Here is a 13,637-nt window from a genome sequence, read left to right on the forward strand (position 1 = left end):
CGAGGATCGACGGGCCGGCCCCCGCCGGCCCGTCCACCCGACGTCCACCCCCGCGGCTTGCCGCGCACATTTGAACGGGGCAGGGCGTGACCTTTGCGAATACGCCTTTTCACACACCGTACGCTGAAGACTATTTTAGGTTCCAGTCCCTCGCCGCAAGGCGGGGGACCTTTTGCGAGAACCTCCCATCAGCGACGCCGAATACTTCAAAACCATCTCCCCCACGCGCCGCGGCCCTGTCACCCCCAATTGGCGCGGGCGCGATCGTCCCCTCCCCCGACACATCGCCGATAGGCCCCACGTCGCGTTCGCGACGCACCGCCGATGCGCGCAAATACGACACTCCGCGCACCACCACCCAGCAACGCCCATCTGTCACCTTCCCGACACGGACACGCGTTGTTCCATGTATTCGTGTGTCGTCAAGACCCGACAATCGGCCGATCGGCATGACAAATCACTGAAAATGCGAGCGATTCACAAGTGACGCCGGCTTGGTACGCCGCTTGCTAGTCATGGCTCAGGAGCCGTTGGGTTTGGCTCGGAGCGAATTCATGCACATCGTCGTCTGCATCAAACAGGTTCCGGATTCGGCGCAGATCCGCGTCCATCCCGTCACCAACACGATCATGCGGCAGGGCGTGCCGACGATCATCAACCCTTATGATCTGTTCGCGCTGGAAGAAGCGCTTCGCCTGCGCGACAAGTTCGGCGGCGAAGTCACGGTGCTCACCATGGGCCCGCCCTCCGCGGAAGACTCCCTGCGCAAGGCGCTGACCTTCGGTGCCGACCGCGCCGTGCTGCTGACCGACCGCTTCTTCGCCGGCTCGGACACGCTGGCCACCAGCTTCGCCCTGGCCACCGCCATCACCAAGATCGGCGAGACCTGGGGCGTGCCGGACCTCGTCTTCACTGGCAAGCAGACCATCGACGGCGACACCGCCCAGGTCGGCCCCGGCATCGCCAAGCGCCTCGGCCTGATGCAGATCACCTATGTGGCGAAGATCGCCGAGTTCGATCCCGCCGACCGCACCATCACCCTGGAGCGGCGCGCCGAGGGCGGCACGCAGGTGCTGAAGTCCCGCCTGCCCTGCCTCGTCGCCATGCTGGAAGCCACCAACGAGATCCGCCGCGGCACCATGGTGGACGCCCTGCGCGCCGCTCGCGCCGAGGTGGTGAAGTGGAACGCCAAGGATGCCGGCGTCACCGATCTCAACATGTGCGGGCTCAAGGGCTCGCCCACCATCGTCAAGCGCGTGTTCGCACCGAGCGCGCGTTCGGAGAAGGCCAAGTTCATCGAGGCCGGCGACGGCGGCAACCTCTCCGAGGCGCTGATCGCCGAAATCTTCTCCCGCCAGCCCAGCCTGGAAGCCGACCTGACCGCGCTGGCGCGCGGCTTCTGACGGCCTCCGCCGCAAAGCCCGCGCGCCCTTCGTGACTCAAGATTAAAGAGCCGACCATCATGAGCGAGCCAACCACCCCCAAAGCCCCCGCCGCCGGTGGACGCGCGTCCACCAAGAAAGAGCTGCCGGAACACTTCAAGGCGTACAAGCACGTCTGGGTGTTCATCGAGCAGGAGCGTGGCCAGGTCCATCCCGTGTCCTGGGAGCTCATGGGCGCGGGCCGCAAGCTCGCCGACAAGCTGGGCGTCGAGCTCGCAGCCGTGGTGGTCGGCGCCGAGGGCGAGACCGTGCGCGGCGCGGTGGCCGAATCCTTCTGCTACGGCGCCGACCTCGCGTATGTGGTGGCCGACCCGGTGCTCACCGACTATCGCAACGAGGCCTACACGGCCGCGATGACCGACCTCGTGAACACCTACAAGCCGGAAATCCTGCTGCTGGGCGCCACCACGCTCGGCCGCGACCTCGCCGGCGCCGTGGCGACCACCCTGCTCACCGGCCTTACCGCCGATTCCACCGAGCTGGACGTGGACGCCGACGGCTCGCTCGCCGCCACCCGCCCGACCTTCGGCGGCTCCCTGCTCTGCACCATCTACACGCTGAACTATCGCCCGCAGATGGCGACGGTGCGCCCGCGTGTCATGCCCATGCCGATCCGCGTGGAGAAGCCCATCGGCCGGGTCATCGAGCACAAGCTCGGCGTGGTGGAAGCCGACATCGTCACCAAGATCCTGAACTTCATCCCCGACCGTGATTCCAACAAGGCCAACCTCGCCTATGCGGACGTGGTGGTGGCCGGCGGCATGGGCCTCGGCTCGCCGGAGAACTTCCAGCTGGTGCGCAACCTCGCCGTGGCCATGGGCGCCGAATATGGCTGCTCGCGCCCGCTGGTGCAGAAGGGCTGGGTCTCCTCCGACCGGCAGATCGGCCAGACCGGCAAGACCATCCGCCCGCGCCTCTACATCGCCGCCGGCATCTCGGGCGCCATCCAGCACCGGGTAGGCGTCGAGGGCGCGGACCTGATCGTCGCCATCAACACCGACAAGAACGCGCCGATCTTCGACTTTGCCCATGTGGGCATCGTCACCGACGCCATCCGCCTTCTCCCGGCCCTGACGGAAGCCTTCGCCAAGCGCCTCTCGGCCCACTCCAGCGACAAGCTCGCCAGCTGACAGCCAGCGAAAGGAACATCCGATGATCGACGAAAGGTTCGATGCGATTGTCGTCGGCGCCGGCATGGCCGGCAATGCCGCCGCCTACACCATGGCCTCACGCGGCCTGAAGGTGCTGCAGCTGGAGCGCGGCGAATATTCCGGCTCCAAGAACGTGCAGGGCGCCATCCTCTACGCCGACATGATGGAAAAGATCATCCCGGACTTCCGGGAGGACGCCCCGCTGGAGCGTCACCTGATCGAGCAGCGCTTCTGGATGATGGGCGAGAACTCCCACACCGGCCTGCACTACCGGTCCGACGACTTCAACGAGGAGAAGCCGAACCGCTACACCATCATCCGCGCGCAGTTCGACAAGTGGTTCTCCTCCAAGGTGCGCGAAGCCGGCGCCCTGGTGGTGTGCGAGACCACGGTGACCGAGCTGGTGCAGGACGCCTATGGCAAGGTGATCGGCGTGAAGACCGATCGTGGCGGCGGCCAGATCCATGCGGACGTGGTGGTGCTGGCGGAAGGCGTCACCGGCCTGCTCGGGGCCCGCGCCGGCCTGCGCAAGATCCCCAAGCCCACCGAGGTGGCGCTGGCGGTGAAGGAAATGCACTTCATGCCGCAGGAGGTGATCGAGCAGCGCTTCAACGTGAAGGGAAACGAGGGCGCCGTCATCGAGGCCGCCGGAACCATCTCGGAAGGCATGACCGGCATGGGCTTCCTCTACACCAACCGCGAATGCGTGTCGGTGGGCATCGGCTGCCTCGTGTCGGACTTCCAGAAGAGCGGGGAATCCCCCTACACGCTGCTCGAGAAGTTCAAGCGCCACCCCTCCATCGCCCCGCTGCTGGAAGGCTCCGAGGTGAAGGAATACGCCGCCCACCTCATCCCCGAGGGCGGGTTCAAGTCCATCCCGCAGCTCTATGGCGAGGGCTGGGTGGTGGTGGGTGATGCCGCCCAGCTCAACAACGCCATCCACCGCGAGGGCTCGAACCTCGCCATGACCTCCGGCCGCATCGCCGGCGAGGCCATCTTCCAGGTCAAGTCCCGCAAGGACCCCATGACCGCGTCGAACCTCTCGCTCTATAAGAAGATGCTCGACGACAGCTTCGTGATAAAAGACCTCAAGAAGTACAAGGACATGCCGCAGCTTCTGCACATCCAGTCGCAGAATTTCTTCCTCACCTACCCCCAGCTGGTCAACAAGGCCATGCAGAACTTCGTGCGCGTCGACGGCACGCCGAAGAAGGAGAAGGAGAAGATGACGGTGAAGTCCTTCACCTCCGCGCGGTCGTGGGCGGGCCTTTTCGGCGACGCCTTCAAACTCGCCCGCGCCTGGCGCTGAGGAGCTTTCAGCTCAGCGCATCCTGTTTTCCCACCTTGCGCGGCGGGCCTCGCCCGTCGCCGATTTCCGGGAGATTTTTCATGGCCACCGAAACCGCCTTCCGCGTCGAGGACAAGCTTTTCCAGAACCGCTACCTGGTGGATGCCGGGCGCGCGCACATCAAGGTGCGGCCCCACACCACCCCCTCCGCCGCGCTGCGTACCCTGCTCACCACCTGCCCCGCCCGCTGCTACGAGCTGAACGACAAGGGCCAGGTGGAGATCACCGCCGACGGCTGCGTCGAGTGCGGCACCTGCCGCATCATCGGCGAGCCCACCGGTGACATCGAGTGGAACTATCCCCGCGGCGGCTACGGCGTGCTGTTTAAGTTCGGCTGAGACCTTCGGCCCCAGAGGTAACGAAATAGCGATCGGGAGCCGGCGCACGGCTTCCGATACGCCATCTGGCATCCAATCGCCTTCGCCCCTAGATTAGGGGGTGGGAGGACGATTTCATGTCCGCATTTTCGTCAGGATCAACGGCCGGAGAGCCGGGGTTCGCCGAAGGCTTCGCATCCGACTTCGCCGTCGAGGCGCTGGACTGGCAGGGGCGGCCGCTGCGCTGCCAGGATTGTCCGCACGAGGACATCAAGGCCGAAGGGCGCTGCGACCTCGGCAAGGCATGCGTCCTCGACCGGCGGCGCAAGCGCATCGACCGCTTCTTCGCGAACAACGCCGCCCTCGCCGCGCGCTATCTCGATCATCCCTATTTCGAGGTGCGGGCGCTGGCCGCCCGGCACGCCAGCGTCTTCTTCCTCACGCCGCTTAAGGACGATCCCGAGCCGGACGTGCGGATGGTCTGCGCCGAGCGCCTGCCCATCGCCCGCGTGCGGGACATGCGGTTCGACCCCGAGCCGCGGGTGCGCATCGCCGTCGCCCGCCGTCTCGAAGGCAGCGATCTCGTCGCCCTCATGTCGGATGTGGACTACAGCGTGCGCATGGCGGCCGCCCGGCGCGCGCCGGCGGATGCGCTGGTCTATCTGATGCACGACCCGGAAGTGGACGTGCGGCGCATCATTGCCGCGCGCCTGCCGCAGGTGCCCCTCGCCCGCATGGCGGATGATCCCGATCCGCTGGTGCGCGTGGTGGTGGCCGAACATCTCGATCCCGAACGTCTTGTCGCCCTGCGTGGCGATCCCGACATGCGCGTGCGTTTCGTCGTCGCCGAGCGGATCTCCCTCGCCTTCCTCGCCCCGCTCACCCATGACGACGTGCCGCCCATCGCCGAGGTGGCGCGGGAGCGCCTTGCCGCCGGCTGAGCTAGGTTTACGTCCAACCATCCAATGGCCGGCCTCCCAGGGTCGGCCATTTTCGTTTGCTCGCCTCATGACGCGAATGATTGGCGCTTGCGAAGTATATTTTGTTGCAGCGCGATATTTACTTGATGACGACGCACATAATTCGCTGCATCGCACGTATTTCCCGCCCTCTGGCGTCCATTTTGCATATCGAAGCTGTTTCAGACTGGCAGAGCGAGCGGCCCTGCCCCTTTTCAGCCGCTCGGAAATCGAGGATGCCATGGTCGAAGTCACAGCAAGCAACGTGAAATTCTCCGCCTATCGGGCAGATCCCGAGGGCGCGCCCAAGGGCGCGGTGGTGGTCCTGCAGGACGTCTACGGCGTCAATTCGGACATCCGCCAGATCGCCGACGGCTTCGCCGCCGCCGGCTATGTCGCCATCGCGCCGTCCTTGTTCGACAAGGTGAAGTCCGACATCGAACTCGACGCGGCCGCCACCGACGAAGGCAAGGCCCTCACCGAGGAGGTCGGCACCGACTGGTCGCTGGAGGCCATCCAGGCCACCGTCGATGCGGTGAAGGACGCCGGCAAGGTGGCCCTCGTGGGCTATGCCTGGGGCGGCTTTCTCGCCTACACGGCCGCCAACAAGGTGAAGGGCCTCGCCTGCGCCATCGGCTATCACGCCGAGGAGGGCATCCTCGACGGCATGTCGGAGAAGCGCCGCATTCCCACCCTCATGCACTTCGCCGAGGCCGACCCCGCCATCGCGGAAGCGGACATGATCCAGTTCCGTGCCCGCCGGCCCGACGTGTCGGCCTTCTCCTACCCCGGCGCCAATCGCGGCTTCAGCTACAAGGCGAACCCGGCCTATGACGCCGCCGCGGCCGACCAGGCCATGGAGCGCACCCTGTTCTGGATCTCCCAGTTCGTGGTCGGGCAAGGCCCCGTGCAGCTGAAGAATGCCGGCGCCTATGCCCTCGCGAAGACCGAGAAGAAGGGCAAGAAGAAGTCCGAGGGCAACGACATGGGCCCGCCCATGGATTGACCTGTGGGGGCCAAGCTTCGGCCTTCCCTATCCGCGTGCCGGCGGCCGTCCCTCTTGACGCGCCGCCGGCCCGGACGTTTCATCTTGATAACGGGCGATGGGTCCGGTTCATCATCCCGGATCATGGGGGCGCACATCCGCCGGAGCGTCGGACATGAGCGTGATCGAGCATGATTTCGGGGCGGGCAAGCGGCGAACGGAAAAGCGCTTCCGCGACCTCCTGAACCTCGACGCCCTGCATGAGCAGAATGTGCGCGCCAATCCCCTGCCCTATCTGGAACGGGCGAGCGAGCGCATCTACCAGCTCGAGAAGACCATCTTCGAGGCGGCGCTGGCCGCCCGGCCGGCCTTCGGCGCCGAGGCCGACGACAAGGGCCCGTCCGTGACCCTCAGCAAGGCGGAATACGACCGCCTTCTCGCCTGCCGCGCCATCGTCGATTCCGCCCTCGCCGAGATCCAGGCGCGGCCGGAGGAGGACAAGCCGCGCTAAAGCGCCGCCCCGAAAGTCCGTGAGCGCGCGGACGCGCCCACGGCGCATTGCTCAATTGTGGACGGAGGGCGGCGGGGTCCACTGATAAAGGTCGCCCCAGCCATTGAGCGCCTTCACCTCGTGGGTGAAGCCGAGGCCGCCCAGCGCGGCCGCAAACCCCAGCTGCTCGCCGCTCTTCACGCTGGCGAGCAGCGGCACCTTCCGACCCTGCAATTCGCCGAGGAGCGCGGGGAGCACCTCGTCACCCTTGGCAGCCGGGGCGACGGCGGCATAGGTCACATGGATGGCCTCGCTGTTGCGGAAGCCCCACTCGAATGTGTCGCGTCGCGCCAGCAGCGCGCCCACGATGCCCTTCTCATGGTCCACCACCACCGGCGACAGGCCGGACGTGCAGCAGGCGACGAGCTCGGACAGAAGCGTCTCCTGGTCGGCCTCGTCTTCCGCGTTGAAGGGGACAGCGGCGGCGGCTTGCCGCAGCAGCCCCCACAGGCCTTGGACGTCGCTGAGGGACGCCATACGGCGAGTCAATTCAGCCATGAAATGTATCTCCGGAGCAGACAGAAAAACAACGTCGACATCTTAGTTCAAAGACTAGTAAATTCAATAATTACCGATCATGATCCGATCATAAGTCGATGATTTCATCTTACCGCACGACAGTGTCATGAAACATACGCCCTCATCCGGCAGATGTGCGATGCGCGACACCCCGGGCCGCGTGCGGCCGCGGGCGCCTCTTGGCAAGAACCTTGCTGCGCGCAATACGCGGGGGCAGCGATCGCCCCGCCAAACCTGTTTGGAGCCCCGGCCTCCGGAGAGTCTTTTTCCCGGAGCGCGTCCATTGGAGTGAGGCATGTCGACGAGCGAAGGTTTCTTCATCGACTGGGACGGCAACGCCCGCAGCGTCGATGATCCCGGCGGCGGATATCTGTGCGAGACCGACCGCGTCGCGAAATACGTGGCGGTGATGACCAAGACCGGCACGCTGGTGCACGAGGGCACCTTCTACAAGACCATGGAAGACATCGCTAAGGCCGGCATCAAGGCCGGCTTCGTGCCGGGCTCCCATCCGTGGGGCTCCAAGCAGGACGGCTTCTGAGCCTTCAGGCCGGCGCCGGCGGCCGGTCCGTGGCCGTCCTCGGCGCCGGCCTGCCGCCCCCGCACAGCTGACACAGCACTGGAGAATTGGCGATGCTCCCGACGACGATTCTCATCGACGAAGCCCCCCGCTGCGTCGTCCGCCCCAACGACACCAAGGCCCTCAACCGCTTCCTGCGCAACGCCAAGGACTTCCTCCTCGCCGAAAAGCCGGAGGGGAAGATCACCCACCGCACCGCGTCCGAGGACGAGATGGCGAAGTGGAAGACTGCCCTGGCGCTGCACCAGGCCTGGGGCGGGTCCGACGAGGATTTCTTCGGCGTGCCGCTTTAGCGGCGCAACCCCTCTCAGGGTCGCGCGACGTGGCCCACGGTGTCGTGCGGATTGCCGGCGGTGTTGCGCATCCAGTCGGCGAGCTTCGCCATGGCATCGTAGATGGCGGCACGCGCGGCGGCATCCGCCACCGTCTCCTCCAGCGCGCCCTGCATGCACAGGAGCCAGGCGTCGCGCTCCGCATTGCCGATGGAGAATCCCATGTGCCGCTGCCGCAGGCGGGGGTGGCCCTTTTCCGGTGAATAGAGCTTGGGGCCGCCCGTCCACTCGCTGAGATAGCGCTTCAGCACCTGCTTTGTATGGCCGAGGTCGTCGGCATGCATGGCGCGGATGCCCTCCGCCTCGGGCAGCCGATCCATGCGCGCATAGAAGGCCTCTACCAGCCGATCGATGACGACCGCGCCGCCCAGGCGCTCATACATGGTTGTGGTCTCGGCGACGTCCGACATGATCTGTCCCCTCGGGCTCGGCCCCTATTCGTCCATGTTGGGCAGCAGGATGACCTCGGCCGGCGCACCGGCGCCTTGCGCCTCGACAAAGTCGAGAGCCGACACCAGCGAAAGTCCGCCGTCGGCCTCCATCAGCACCACGGCGTCCGGCGGCATTCTGCCGAGCGCCTCGACCAGCTGAGCCACCGTCATCCGTCCTGCCCTCCTGTCCGCGCCGGTCTATTCCGGCCGTATCGGCGATCCCGCCTCGTCGAAGGCGACGATCACCGTGTCCTCATCCACCATGCGCACCTCGGCGCGCTTCAGCGCCCCGTTGCCATGGTAGCTGTAGCGATGGGCCAGCTCGACCTCGCCATAGACCATCTTGTCGAAGCCGGTCAGCTGGCCGGCCGCGTCGAACCAAGCCCGGATGAAGGTGTTGCGGTGGGTGAGCTGCGCCTCGGGGATGGGCTCCACCAGCCGGAACGGCATCTTCACGCCGGTATAGGTTATAAAGAAGCGGCACTCGCCCGGCATCTCCGGCGGCACAGCACTCGCGGCCTCTGAACTCATTGGCACGTCTCCCGACACCTGCACTTTCGCCATCACGACTGCCGATCAGTCGGGAGAAATCATGATTTCCATGGTCTCGTCGAAATCGTCATAGGGAAAGCCGGCGACCTCCGCCTCCACCAGCGGCACGCCGCACAGGCACACGTCGGCGCCCACGATGGCCACAGCCACCGGCTCCAGGTGCGCGCCCTCGCACTCGCCCTTGGTGCAGGCCCCGCTCTCGATGTCGAACAGCGCCCCATGGCGGCCGCAGCGCAGATGCGTGCGCTCCGCATTGAAGAACTGGCCGCCGCCGATATTGAGCCACGCGCCCTTGTGCGGACAGGCATTCACATAGCCCACTACCTCGCGCGCACCGGTGCGCACCACCACGATGCGGAACGGCCGCGCGTCCCCTTCCGGGGTCAATCGGGAGAGATCGAACGCCTTCGCCTCGCCGGGCGGCAGTTCGTGCGTCCCGCAGATGGCGAAGACCTCGATCTCGGCGTCGGCGTCCTGTTGCTCGGCAGATTGTTCGGCAGACATCAATTTTCCGCCCGCCCCTCCCGGAGGCGCCGGCCCCTGTCGCAAATGAAACAGTCCCTGTCCGACCGTGGCAGCAGTCCCGCGGCCGGCGTGAAGCCAACCGGGATTAGCAGGAAGCGTGCCGAACTCCGGCGGCAACGAAAATGGCCGGCGCAGGGCCGGCCATTCCGCTTCTGTCGAGGTGTCTCAGAGGAGGCCCAGCTCGAGCTGGACCTCGTCGCTCATGCGCGACTTGTCCCATGGCGGATCGAACACCAGCTTCATCTTCACGTCGCTGACGCCGGGCACCACCACCACGGCCTCCTGCACCCAGCCGAGCATCTGCCCGGCAACCGGGCAGCCCGGCGCGGTCAACGTCATGTCGATCTCGACCGCGCCCTCGTCCTTGACCTCGATCCGATAGATCAGGCCAAGATCATAGATGTTCACCGGGATTTCCGGGTCGTTGACGGTTCTCAGCGCCGCAACGATGGCTTCGAGAAGAACGGCATCATCCTCGGCGAATTCTTCGAAACTGCGCACCTCACCGTGGACGATCATGGTCGTCGGTGCGGCAAGGCCGTGCTCCACAGGGTGAGTCATGGGACCAATGCCTCCTGCCCCCTCATCGTACCCGATAACGTAGCAAGCACGATGCCAACGATGGCCGGGCTCTTCAATCCAGACCCTCGGCGAGGGCCGCGACAACTGGCCACCCTACCGCGCCGGTGGGGTCGAGCACCTTGAGCGCCTCGAGCTTCTCCACCGCCAGCTCCGGCTGGTTCTGGCGCAGGTGAATGAAGGCCAGCGCCTTGAGCGTGTAGAGGGCGAACCGGCCCGGCCCGTCGGGCAAAAGGTCGTAAGGCACCCAATTGCGCCAGTCCGTGTCCCAGCCCGCCTGGGTCGCCGCCTCGATGAGACCGCCCCGCGCCGCGGCTTCCGCCTCGTCCAGATTGCCCTGGTAGGTGTGGATCTTATAGAGGCAGAAATAGACCGGCAGCTCGGACGGCGCCGTCGCGAGCGCCTGCCGGAACAGTTCGTCCGCGCGCTTGCGGTCCTTGCGATAGGCGATGACGCCCTGCTGCAGCAGGGCGTTCACCGGACCGGAGACCTCGCCGAAATTGATGACATCGGTGTTGGGGAAAAGATCGACGCTCACGTTTCTACCCTTCGGTGGGGCCGGCGAAGGGCGCCGCCAATTGCCTCGTTCGCGCGCCTACTTCACCAGATGGGGATTGGCCGCGGCTTCGGTGAGCCGGGCGCCACGGAAGGTCAGCGCCCGGCTCACCGCCTTGGCGATGACCAGGGCGCGGGCGTCGAGCCCGGTCCAGTCGGCGCCGCGGCCACGCGGATCGATTTCCAGAAGCTTCACACCGGCCGGAACCTCCGTCCCGTCGCGGACCACGCCGCGCACCACGCCGTCGAACGGGGCACGGATCGGCTCGTTGCCGAGGAAGCCGATATGGAAATCCTTGTAGACGCGGGTGCCGATCTCGATGGCCGTGTGCCAGCGACCGGGAACGGCCGAATGCACGAAGCGCTCGGTCGTCACGCCGCCGAGGTCGCGGGGGATGTGATCCGGCTCGTCGGTGGGGCCGTGCTGGATCACCTGCCCCTCCTTGCCGGGGCGCGTCTCGATGGCGAGATCGCAATTGGTGCCGCCGCTGAACCCCGGCCCGAGGCCGATGGTGAGGCGCGCGAGCCGGCGTAGGTCCGGCGTCACCTGATACTTGTTCATGCGGGCATCGACGAGAAGCTCGATGGGGCCGAGGACGATGAGATCGAGCAGCCCGAGCGTCGTCACCATCACGTCGCCGCGCGCCAGCCCCTTGCGGACATGGATGCCGGTATCGGCCCGCACCGCGCGCACGCCGTCCACGCGCACGTCGTCCTCGTAGAGGGCGTCGTGAAACGCCATCTTGCGCCGGATCACCGGCGGCGCCGGGTCATGGGACAGCACGACGCCATAGCCGCCGCGATGCAGCTCGATGGCCACGGCCGATGCGATCTCGTTGGTGCCGAGTATGGTCGCAAAGCCGTTGCGCGGCGCACCGCGTCCCTGCTGTAGCAAATCGCTCATAACGGTTCTCGTTTCCCCGGGGCGACAAGGCGTAAGCAAGAGGCGGGCCGTTTGGAACGGCCCCAGGGTCACCCCCCAGCATCCCGTCGTGCGCGCGCCGGCCGGCGGCATCCAACCTCCCCGGCCGGCCGCGCTGTCAGATTTGCGACAGCTCCTCCACCGATATGGCCGCATTTGCTGCAATGGCGAGTGGTGCCGGGCTTGCATGGGGGCGTCGCATATCGAAGGAGACAGCGCGATGGCCATGGCCGCAGATGAAATCGAGCGCCTCGTGAAGGAGGCTCTTCCAGACAGTCAGGTGGTGATCATCGATCTCGCCGGCGACGGCGACCACTATGCCGCCCGCATCACCTCGGAGGCCTTCAAGGGCAAGAGCCGCGTCCAGCAGCACCAAATGGTCTATGCGGCGCTCGGGGAGCACATGGGCGGCACGCTCCATGCCCTGAAGCTGGAGACGCTGATTCCCAAGTGAGATCGTCCGCAGCGCGATCCGCGCGGCGCCCGGTTCCGGCCCTTTTCAAATTCCCATTTTCATCCGCTTCGTTTCAATCAGGAGACTGCCCCATGGCCACCACTGCCGAACGTATTGAAGACATCATCGCCTCCAGCGATGTGGTCCTGTTCATGAAGGGCATTCCTGCCGCCCCCCAGTGCGGCTTTTCCGCTGCCGTCGTGCAGGTGCTCGCCGGCGTCGGCGTGCCCTATCGCGCCGTGGACGTGCTGCAGGATCCGATGGTGCGCGAGGGTATCAAGGCCTATTCCAACTGGCCGACCATTCCGCAGCTCTACATCAAGGGCGAATTCGTCGGCGGCTGCGACATCGTCCGCGAGATGTTCCAGGCCGGCGAGTTGACCCAGCTCCTCGCCGACAAGGGCGTCGCCGTCACCGCCTGACAGGGATCGACCCACAAAAAAGGGCCCGGATGCGCGCGCATCCGGGCCCTTTTGCTGCACTATGGAACGACCTCGAAAAGACGTCGGGCCGGATGAACCAGTCGGCCCTCAAGTATTCGCAAAACGATCACGGCATCGGCCCGGTACGGACCGGATGCAGCGGCGCGCCGGCCGCAAACCCGGCCGGGACACGCCGCGGCGAACGTCGGCTCACGCCGCCTTGGTGGTGGCGTCGACCTTGGAGGCCTCGACCTCGGCGCGGGTGAGGCGGAATACGCCGCGACCGCCGGCCAGCGCCTGGTACTTGTCGGCGGAACGGTAGGACAGGAAGTCGAACCACTCCTGGGGATTGAGCCCCTGGGGCCGCTCGCTGATCTCCGCGATGGTGCCGTTGGCGGCAAAGCGGGCGTGAATGATCACAGTCTCGTCGCTCATCTCGTCTCTCCTCTCAAAGCTCTTCACTGGCGCGGGCCCGGAGCGAAACAAACGTTTCACCGCAAACCCGCACGACGACTTGATTACCCGGCACGCTTTTTGTTGAGCTTCCGGCAGCGCGCCACCGGAAGCTTGTGTCTTCAGCCGCAACCGGAAGGCTCCGCCCTTCCCGTCGCCGACAGTCCCGGCGCCCCGCGGGGAGCGCCGCCCACCGCCATCAGAAGCCCGAGAACTCGCCGAGCAGCTCGATGGTCACGTTCTCGGTGCCGAGCACGGTGACGTGCTTGGCGAGGCGGGACTTGGAGCCGACACCGACGATCGCGTCGAGGCTTTCGTTCTCCTCACGGGTGGTCTTGGACAGGCCCTTGCGGCCTTCCTGGACGAACACGTGGGACGCGCTGCCGTCCTTGTCGCTCTTCTGGCGCTCGGCGAGCCCCGGCTCGACGGTGATGAGCGCCTCGAGGAGGTTCGTGCCTTCCGCGACTTCAATGGTCTTGCCCATGGGGAGGACCTTCAGCGTAACCGTGGACATCAACAACTCCTGTCGTTTCGTCTTAGTGTTTGGGGTGCGATCTTGTT

The 13,637-nt window shown here is 66.0% G+C and carries 21 protein-coding genes; 11 read left to right on the forward strand and 10 right to left on the reverse strand.

Annotated features, from left to right (window positions below):
• Positions 1–554 precede the first annotated feature (554 nt).
• The 7 genes from FHT36_RS23745 to FHT36_RS23775 all read left to right on the forward strand — a co-directional run bounded on the left by FHT36_RS23745 (position 555) and on the right by FHT36_RS23775 (position 6,713).
• Positions 555–1,403 (forward strand): electron transfer flavoprotein subunit beta/FixA family protein, encoded by an 849-nt coding sequence (locus FHT36_RS23745; protein WP_169124940.1) that lies wholly within the window; start codon positions 555–557, stop codon positions 1,401–1,403.
• Positions 1,404–1,462: 59 nt separating this feature from the next.
• Complete coding sequence (locus tag FHT36_RS23750) at positions 1,463–2,572, forward strand: electron transfer flavoprotein subunit alpha/FixB family protein (RefSeq protein ID WP_169124941.1); 1,110 nt, start codon at positions 1,463–1,465, stop codon at positions 2,570–2,572.
• Positions 2,573–2,594: 22 nt separating this feature from the next.
• Positions 2,595–3,902, forward strand: coding sequence for an FAD-dependent monooxygenase (locus tag FHT36_RS23755; RefSeq protein ID WP_169124942.1), 1,308 nt, complete (start codon positions 2,595–2,597; stop codon positions 3,900–3,902).
• An 80-nt stretch (positions 3,903–3,982) separates the two neighbouring features.
• On the forward strand, positions 3,983–4,279 hold the full coding sequence (locus FHT36_RS23760; protein WP_169124943.1) for a ferredoxin family protein: 297 nt from the start codon (positions 3,983–3,985) through the stop codon (positions 4,277–4,279).
• A 116-nt stretch (positions 4,280–4,395) separates the two neighbouring features.
• Positions 4,396–5,199 (forward strand): 4Fe4S-binding leucine-rich repeat protein, encoded by an 804-nt coding sequence (locus FHT36_RS23765; RefSeq protein ID WP_169124944.1) that lies wholly within the window; start codon positions 4,396–4,398, stop codon positions 5,197–5,199.
• 259 nt (positions 5,200–5,458) lie between these two features.
• The gene (locus FHT36_RS23770; protein WP_169124945.1) at positions 5,459–6,223 is read left to right on the forward strand and encodes a dienelactone hydrolase family protein; all 765 of its coding nucleotides are present in this window, start codon (positions 5,459–5,461) and stop codon (positions 6,221–6,223) included.
• Positions 6,224–6,377: 154 nt separating this feature from the next.
• The gene (locus tag FHT36_RS23775) at positions 6,378–6,713 is read left to right on the forward strand and encodes a hypothetical protein (protein WP_169124946.1); all 336 of its coding nucleotides are present in this window, start codon (positions 6,378–6,380) and stop codon (positions 6,711–6,713) included.
• A gap of 51 nt (positions 6,714–6,764) precedes the next feature.
• On the opposite strand, the gene FHT36_RS23780 is transcribed toward FHT36_RS23775, so the two are convergent.
• A complete protein-coding gene (locus FHT36_RS23780; RefSeq protein ID WP_169124947.1) occupies positions 6,765–7,250 on the reverse strand; it encodes a hypothetical protein in 486 nt (161 codons plus the stop codon).
• Between the two features lie 316 nt (positions 7,251–7,566).
• On the opposite strand from FHT36_RS23780, the gene FHT36_RS23785 reads away from it, so the two are divergent.
• Positions 7,567–7,812, forward strand: coding sequence for a hypothetical protein (locus FHT36_RS23785; RefSeq protein WP_169124948.1), 246 nt, complete (start codon positions 7,567–7,569; stop codon positions 7,810–7,812).
• A gap of 92 nt (positions 7,813–7,904) precedes the next feature.
• Positions 7,905–8,144, forward strand: a complete 240-nt coding sequence (locus tag FHT36_RS23790; RefSeq protein ID WP_169124949.1) for a hypothetical protein — start codon at positions 7,905–7,907, stop codon at positions 8,142–8,144.
• Positions 8,145–8,158: 14 nt separating this feature from the next.
• Here the strand turns inward: FHT36_RS23790 and FHT36_RS23795 are convergent, their stop codons facing one another.
• The 7 genes from FHT36_RS23795 to FHT36_RS23825 all read right to left on the reverse strand — a co-directional run bounded on the left by FHT36_RS23795 (position 8,159) and on the right by FHT36_RS23825 (position 11,729).
• Positions 8,159–8,593 (reverse strand): group II truncated hemoglobin, encoded by a 435-nt coding sequence (locus FHT36_RS23795; protein WP_169124950.1) that lies wholly within the window; start codon positions 8,591–8,593, stop codon positions 8,159–8,161.
• Positions 8,594–8,617: 24 nt separating this feature from the next.
• Complete coding sequence (locus tag FHT36_RS23800) at positions 8,618–8,785, reverse strand: hypothetical protein (RefSeq protein WP_169124951.1); 168 nt, start codon at positions 8,783–8,785, stop codon at positions 8,618–8,620.
• 27 nt (positions 8,786–8,812) lie between these two features.
• On the reverse strand, positions 8,813–9,145 hold the full coding sequence (locus tag FHT36_RS23805; protein WP_246702413.1) for a DUF6156 family protein: 333 nt from the start codon (positions 9,143–9,145) through the stop codon (positions 8,813–8,815).
• 45 nt (positions 9,146–9,190) lie between these two features.
• Positions 9,191–9,670: a Rieske 2Fe-2S domain-containing protein gene (locus FHT36_RS23810; protein WP_169124952.1), complete on the reverse strand. Its 480-nt coding sequence runs from the start codon at positions 9,668–9,670 to the stop codon at positions 9,191–9,193.
• A 186-nt stretch (positions 9,671–9,856) separates the two neighbouring features.
• Entirely contained in the window at positions 9,857–10,252 is a 396-nt protein-coding gene (locus FHT36_RS23815) for an iron-sulfur cluster assembly protein (RefSeq protein WP_210257957.1), read from the reverse strand.
• Positions 10,253–10,325: 73 nt separating this feature from the next.
• On the reverse strand, positions 10,326–10,808 hold the full coding sequence (locus FHT36_RS23820; protein WP_169124953.1) for a M48 family metallopeptidase: 483 nt from the start codon (positions 10,806–10,808) through the stop codon (positions 10,326–10,328).
• Positions 10,809–10,865: 57 nt separating this feature from the next.
• The gene (locus FHT36_RS23825) at positions 10,866–11,729 is read right to left on the reverse strand and encodes a xanthine dehydrogenase (protein ID WP_169124954.1); all 864 of its coding nucleotides are present in this window, start codon (positions 11,727–11,729) and stop codon (positions 10,866–10,868) included.
• A gap of 238 nt (positions 11,730–11,967) precedes the next feature.
• On the opposite strand from FHT36_RS23825, the gene FHT36_RS23830 reads away from it, so the two are divergent.
• Positions 11,968–12,201, forward strand: a complete 234-nt coding sequence (locus tag FHT36_RS23830) for a BolA family protein (protein ID WP_168457275.1) — start codon at positions 11,968–11,970, stop codon at positions 12,199–12,201.
• A 92-nt stretch (positions 12,202–12,293) separates the two neighbouring features.
• Positions 12,294–12,623, forward strand: coding sequence for a Grx4 family monothiol glutaredoxin (grxD, locus tag FHT36_RS23835; RefSeq protein ID WP_168457274.1), 330 nt, complete (start codon positions 12,294–12,296; stop codon positions 12,621–12,623).
• A 210-nt stretch (positions 12,624–12,833) separates the two neighbouring features.
• Here the strand turns inward: grxD and FHT36_RS23840 are convergent, their stop codons facing one another.
• The gene (locus tag FHT36_RS23840) at positions 12,834–13,058 is read right to left on the reverse strand and encodes a hypothetical protein (RefSeq protein ID WP_169124955.1); all 225 of its coding nucleotides are present in this window, start codon (positions 13,056–13,058) and stop codon (positions 12,834–12,836) included.
• Between the two features lie 217 nt (positions 13,059–13,275).
• A complete protein-coding gene (locus FHT36_RS23845) occupies positions 13,276–13,590 on the reverse strand; it encodes a ferredoxin (RefSeq protein WP_169124956.1) in 315 nt (104 codons plus the stop codon).
• Positions 13,591–13,637: the final 47 nt, after the last annotated feature.

The sequence above is a fragment of the Xanthobacter sp. SG618 genome, assembly GCF_012932745.1.
GTDB classification, from domain to species: domain Bacteria; phylum Pseudomonadota; class Alphaproteobacteria; order Rhizobiales; family Xanthobacteraceae; genus Xanthobacter; species Xanthobacter flavus.

What these genes read in the sequence shown, in the direction of transcription:
- FHT36_RS23745 (WP_169124940.1), top strand. Translation starts at nt 555, where the DNA reads ATGCACATCGTCGTCTGCATCAAACAGGTTCCGGATTCGGCGCAGATC.
- FHT36_RS23750 (WP_169124941.1), top strand. Translation starts at nt 1,463, where the DNA reads ATGAGCGAGCCAACCACCCCCAAAGCCCCCGCCGCCGGTGGACGCGCG.
- FHT36_RS23755 (WP_169124942.1), top strand. Translation starts at nt 2,595, where the DNA reads ATGATCGACGAAAGGTTCGATGCGATTGTCGTCGGCGCCGGCATGGCC.
- FHT36_RS23760 (WP_169124943.1), top strand. Translation starts at nt 3,983, where the DNA reads ATGGCCACCGAAACCGCCTTCCGCGTCGAGGACAAGCTTTTCCAGAAC.
- FHT36_RS23765 (WP_169124944.1), top strand. Translation starts at nt 4,396, where the DNA reads ATGTCCGCATTTTCGTCAGGATCAACGGCCGGAGAGCCGGGGTTCGCC.
- FHT36_RS23770 (WP_169124945.1), top strand. Translation starts at nt 5,459, where the DNA reads ATGGTCGAAGTCACAGCAAGCAACGTGAAATTCTCCGCCTATCGGGCA.
- FHT36_RS23775 (WP_169124946.1), top strand. Translation starts at nt 6,378, where the DNA reads ATGAGCGTGATCGAGCATGATTTCGGGGCGGGCAAGCGGCGAACGGAA.
- FHT36_RS23780 (WP_169124947.1), bottom strand. Translation starts at nt 7,250, where the DNA reads ATGGCTGAATTGACTCGCCGTATGGCGTCCCTCAGCGACGTCCAAGGC.
- FHT36_RS23785 (WP_169124948.1), top strand. Translation starts at nt 7,567, where the DNA reads ATGTCGACGAGCGAAGGTTTCTTCATCGACTGGGACGGCAACGCCCGC.
- FHT36_RS23790 (WP_169124949.1), top strand. Translation starts at nt 7,905, where the DNA reads ATGCTCCCGACGACGATTCTCATCGACGAAGCCCCCCGCTGCGTCGTC.
- FHT36_RS23795 (WP_169124950.1), bottom strand. Translation starts at nt 8,593, where the DNA reads ATGTCGGACGTCGCCGAGACCACAACCATGTATGAGCGCCTGGGCGGC.
- FHT36_RS23800 (WP_169124951.1), bottom strand. Translation starts at nt 8,785, where the DNA reads ATGACGGTGGCTCAGCTGGTCGAGGCGCTCGGCAGAATGCCGCCGGAC.
- FHT36_RS23805 (WP_246702413.1), bottom strand. Translation starts at nt 9,145, where the DNA reads ATGAGTTCAGAGGCCGCGAGTGCTGTGCCGCCGGAGATGCCGGGCGAG.
- FHT36_RS23810 (WP_169124952.1), bottom strand. Translation starts at nt 9,670, where the DNA reads ATGTCTGCCGAACAATCTGCCGAGCAACAGGACGCCGACGCCGAGATC.
- FHT36_RS23815 (WP_210257957.1), bottom strand. Translation starts at nt 10,252, where the DNA reads ATGACTCACCCTGTGGAGCACGGCCTTGCCGCACCGACGACCATGATC.
- FHT36_RS23825 (WP_169124954.1), bottom strand. Translation starts at nt 11,729, where the DNA reads ATGAGCGATTTGCTACAGCAGGGACGCGGTGCGCCGCGCAACGGCTTT.
- FHT36_RS23830 (WP_168457275.1), top strand. Translation starts at nt 11,968, where the DNA reads ATGGCCATGGCCGCAGATGAAATCGAGCGCCTCGTGAAGGAGGCTCTT.
- grxD (WP_168457274.1), top strand. Translation starts at nt 12,294, where the DNA reads ATGGCCACCACTGCCGAACGTATTGAAGACATCATCGCCTCCAGCGAT.
- FHT36_RS23840 (WP_169124955.1), bottom strand. Translation starts at nt 13,058, where the DNA reads ATGAGCGACGAGACTGTGATCATTCACGCCCGCTTTGCCGCCAACGGC.
- FHT36_RS23845 (WP_169124956.1), bottom strand. Translation starts at nt 13,590, where the DNA reads ATGTCCACGGTTACGCTGAAGGTCCTCCCCATGGGCAAGACCATTGAA.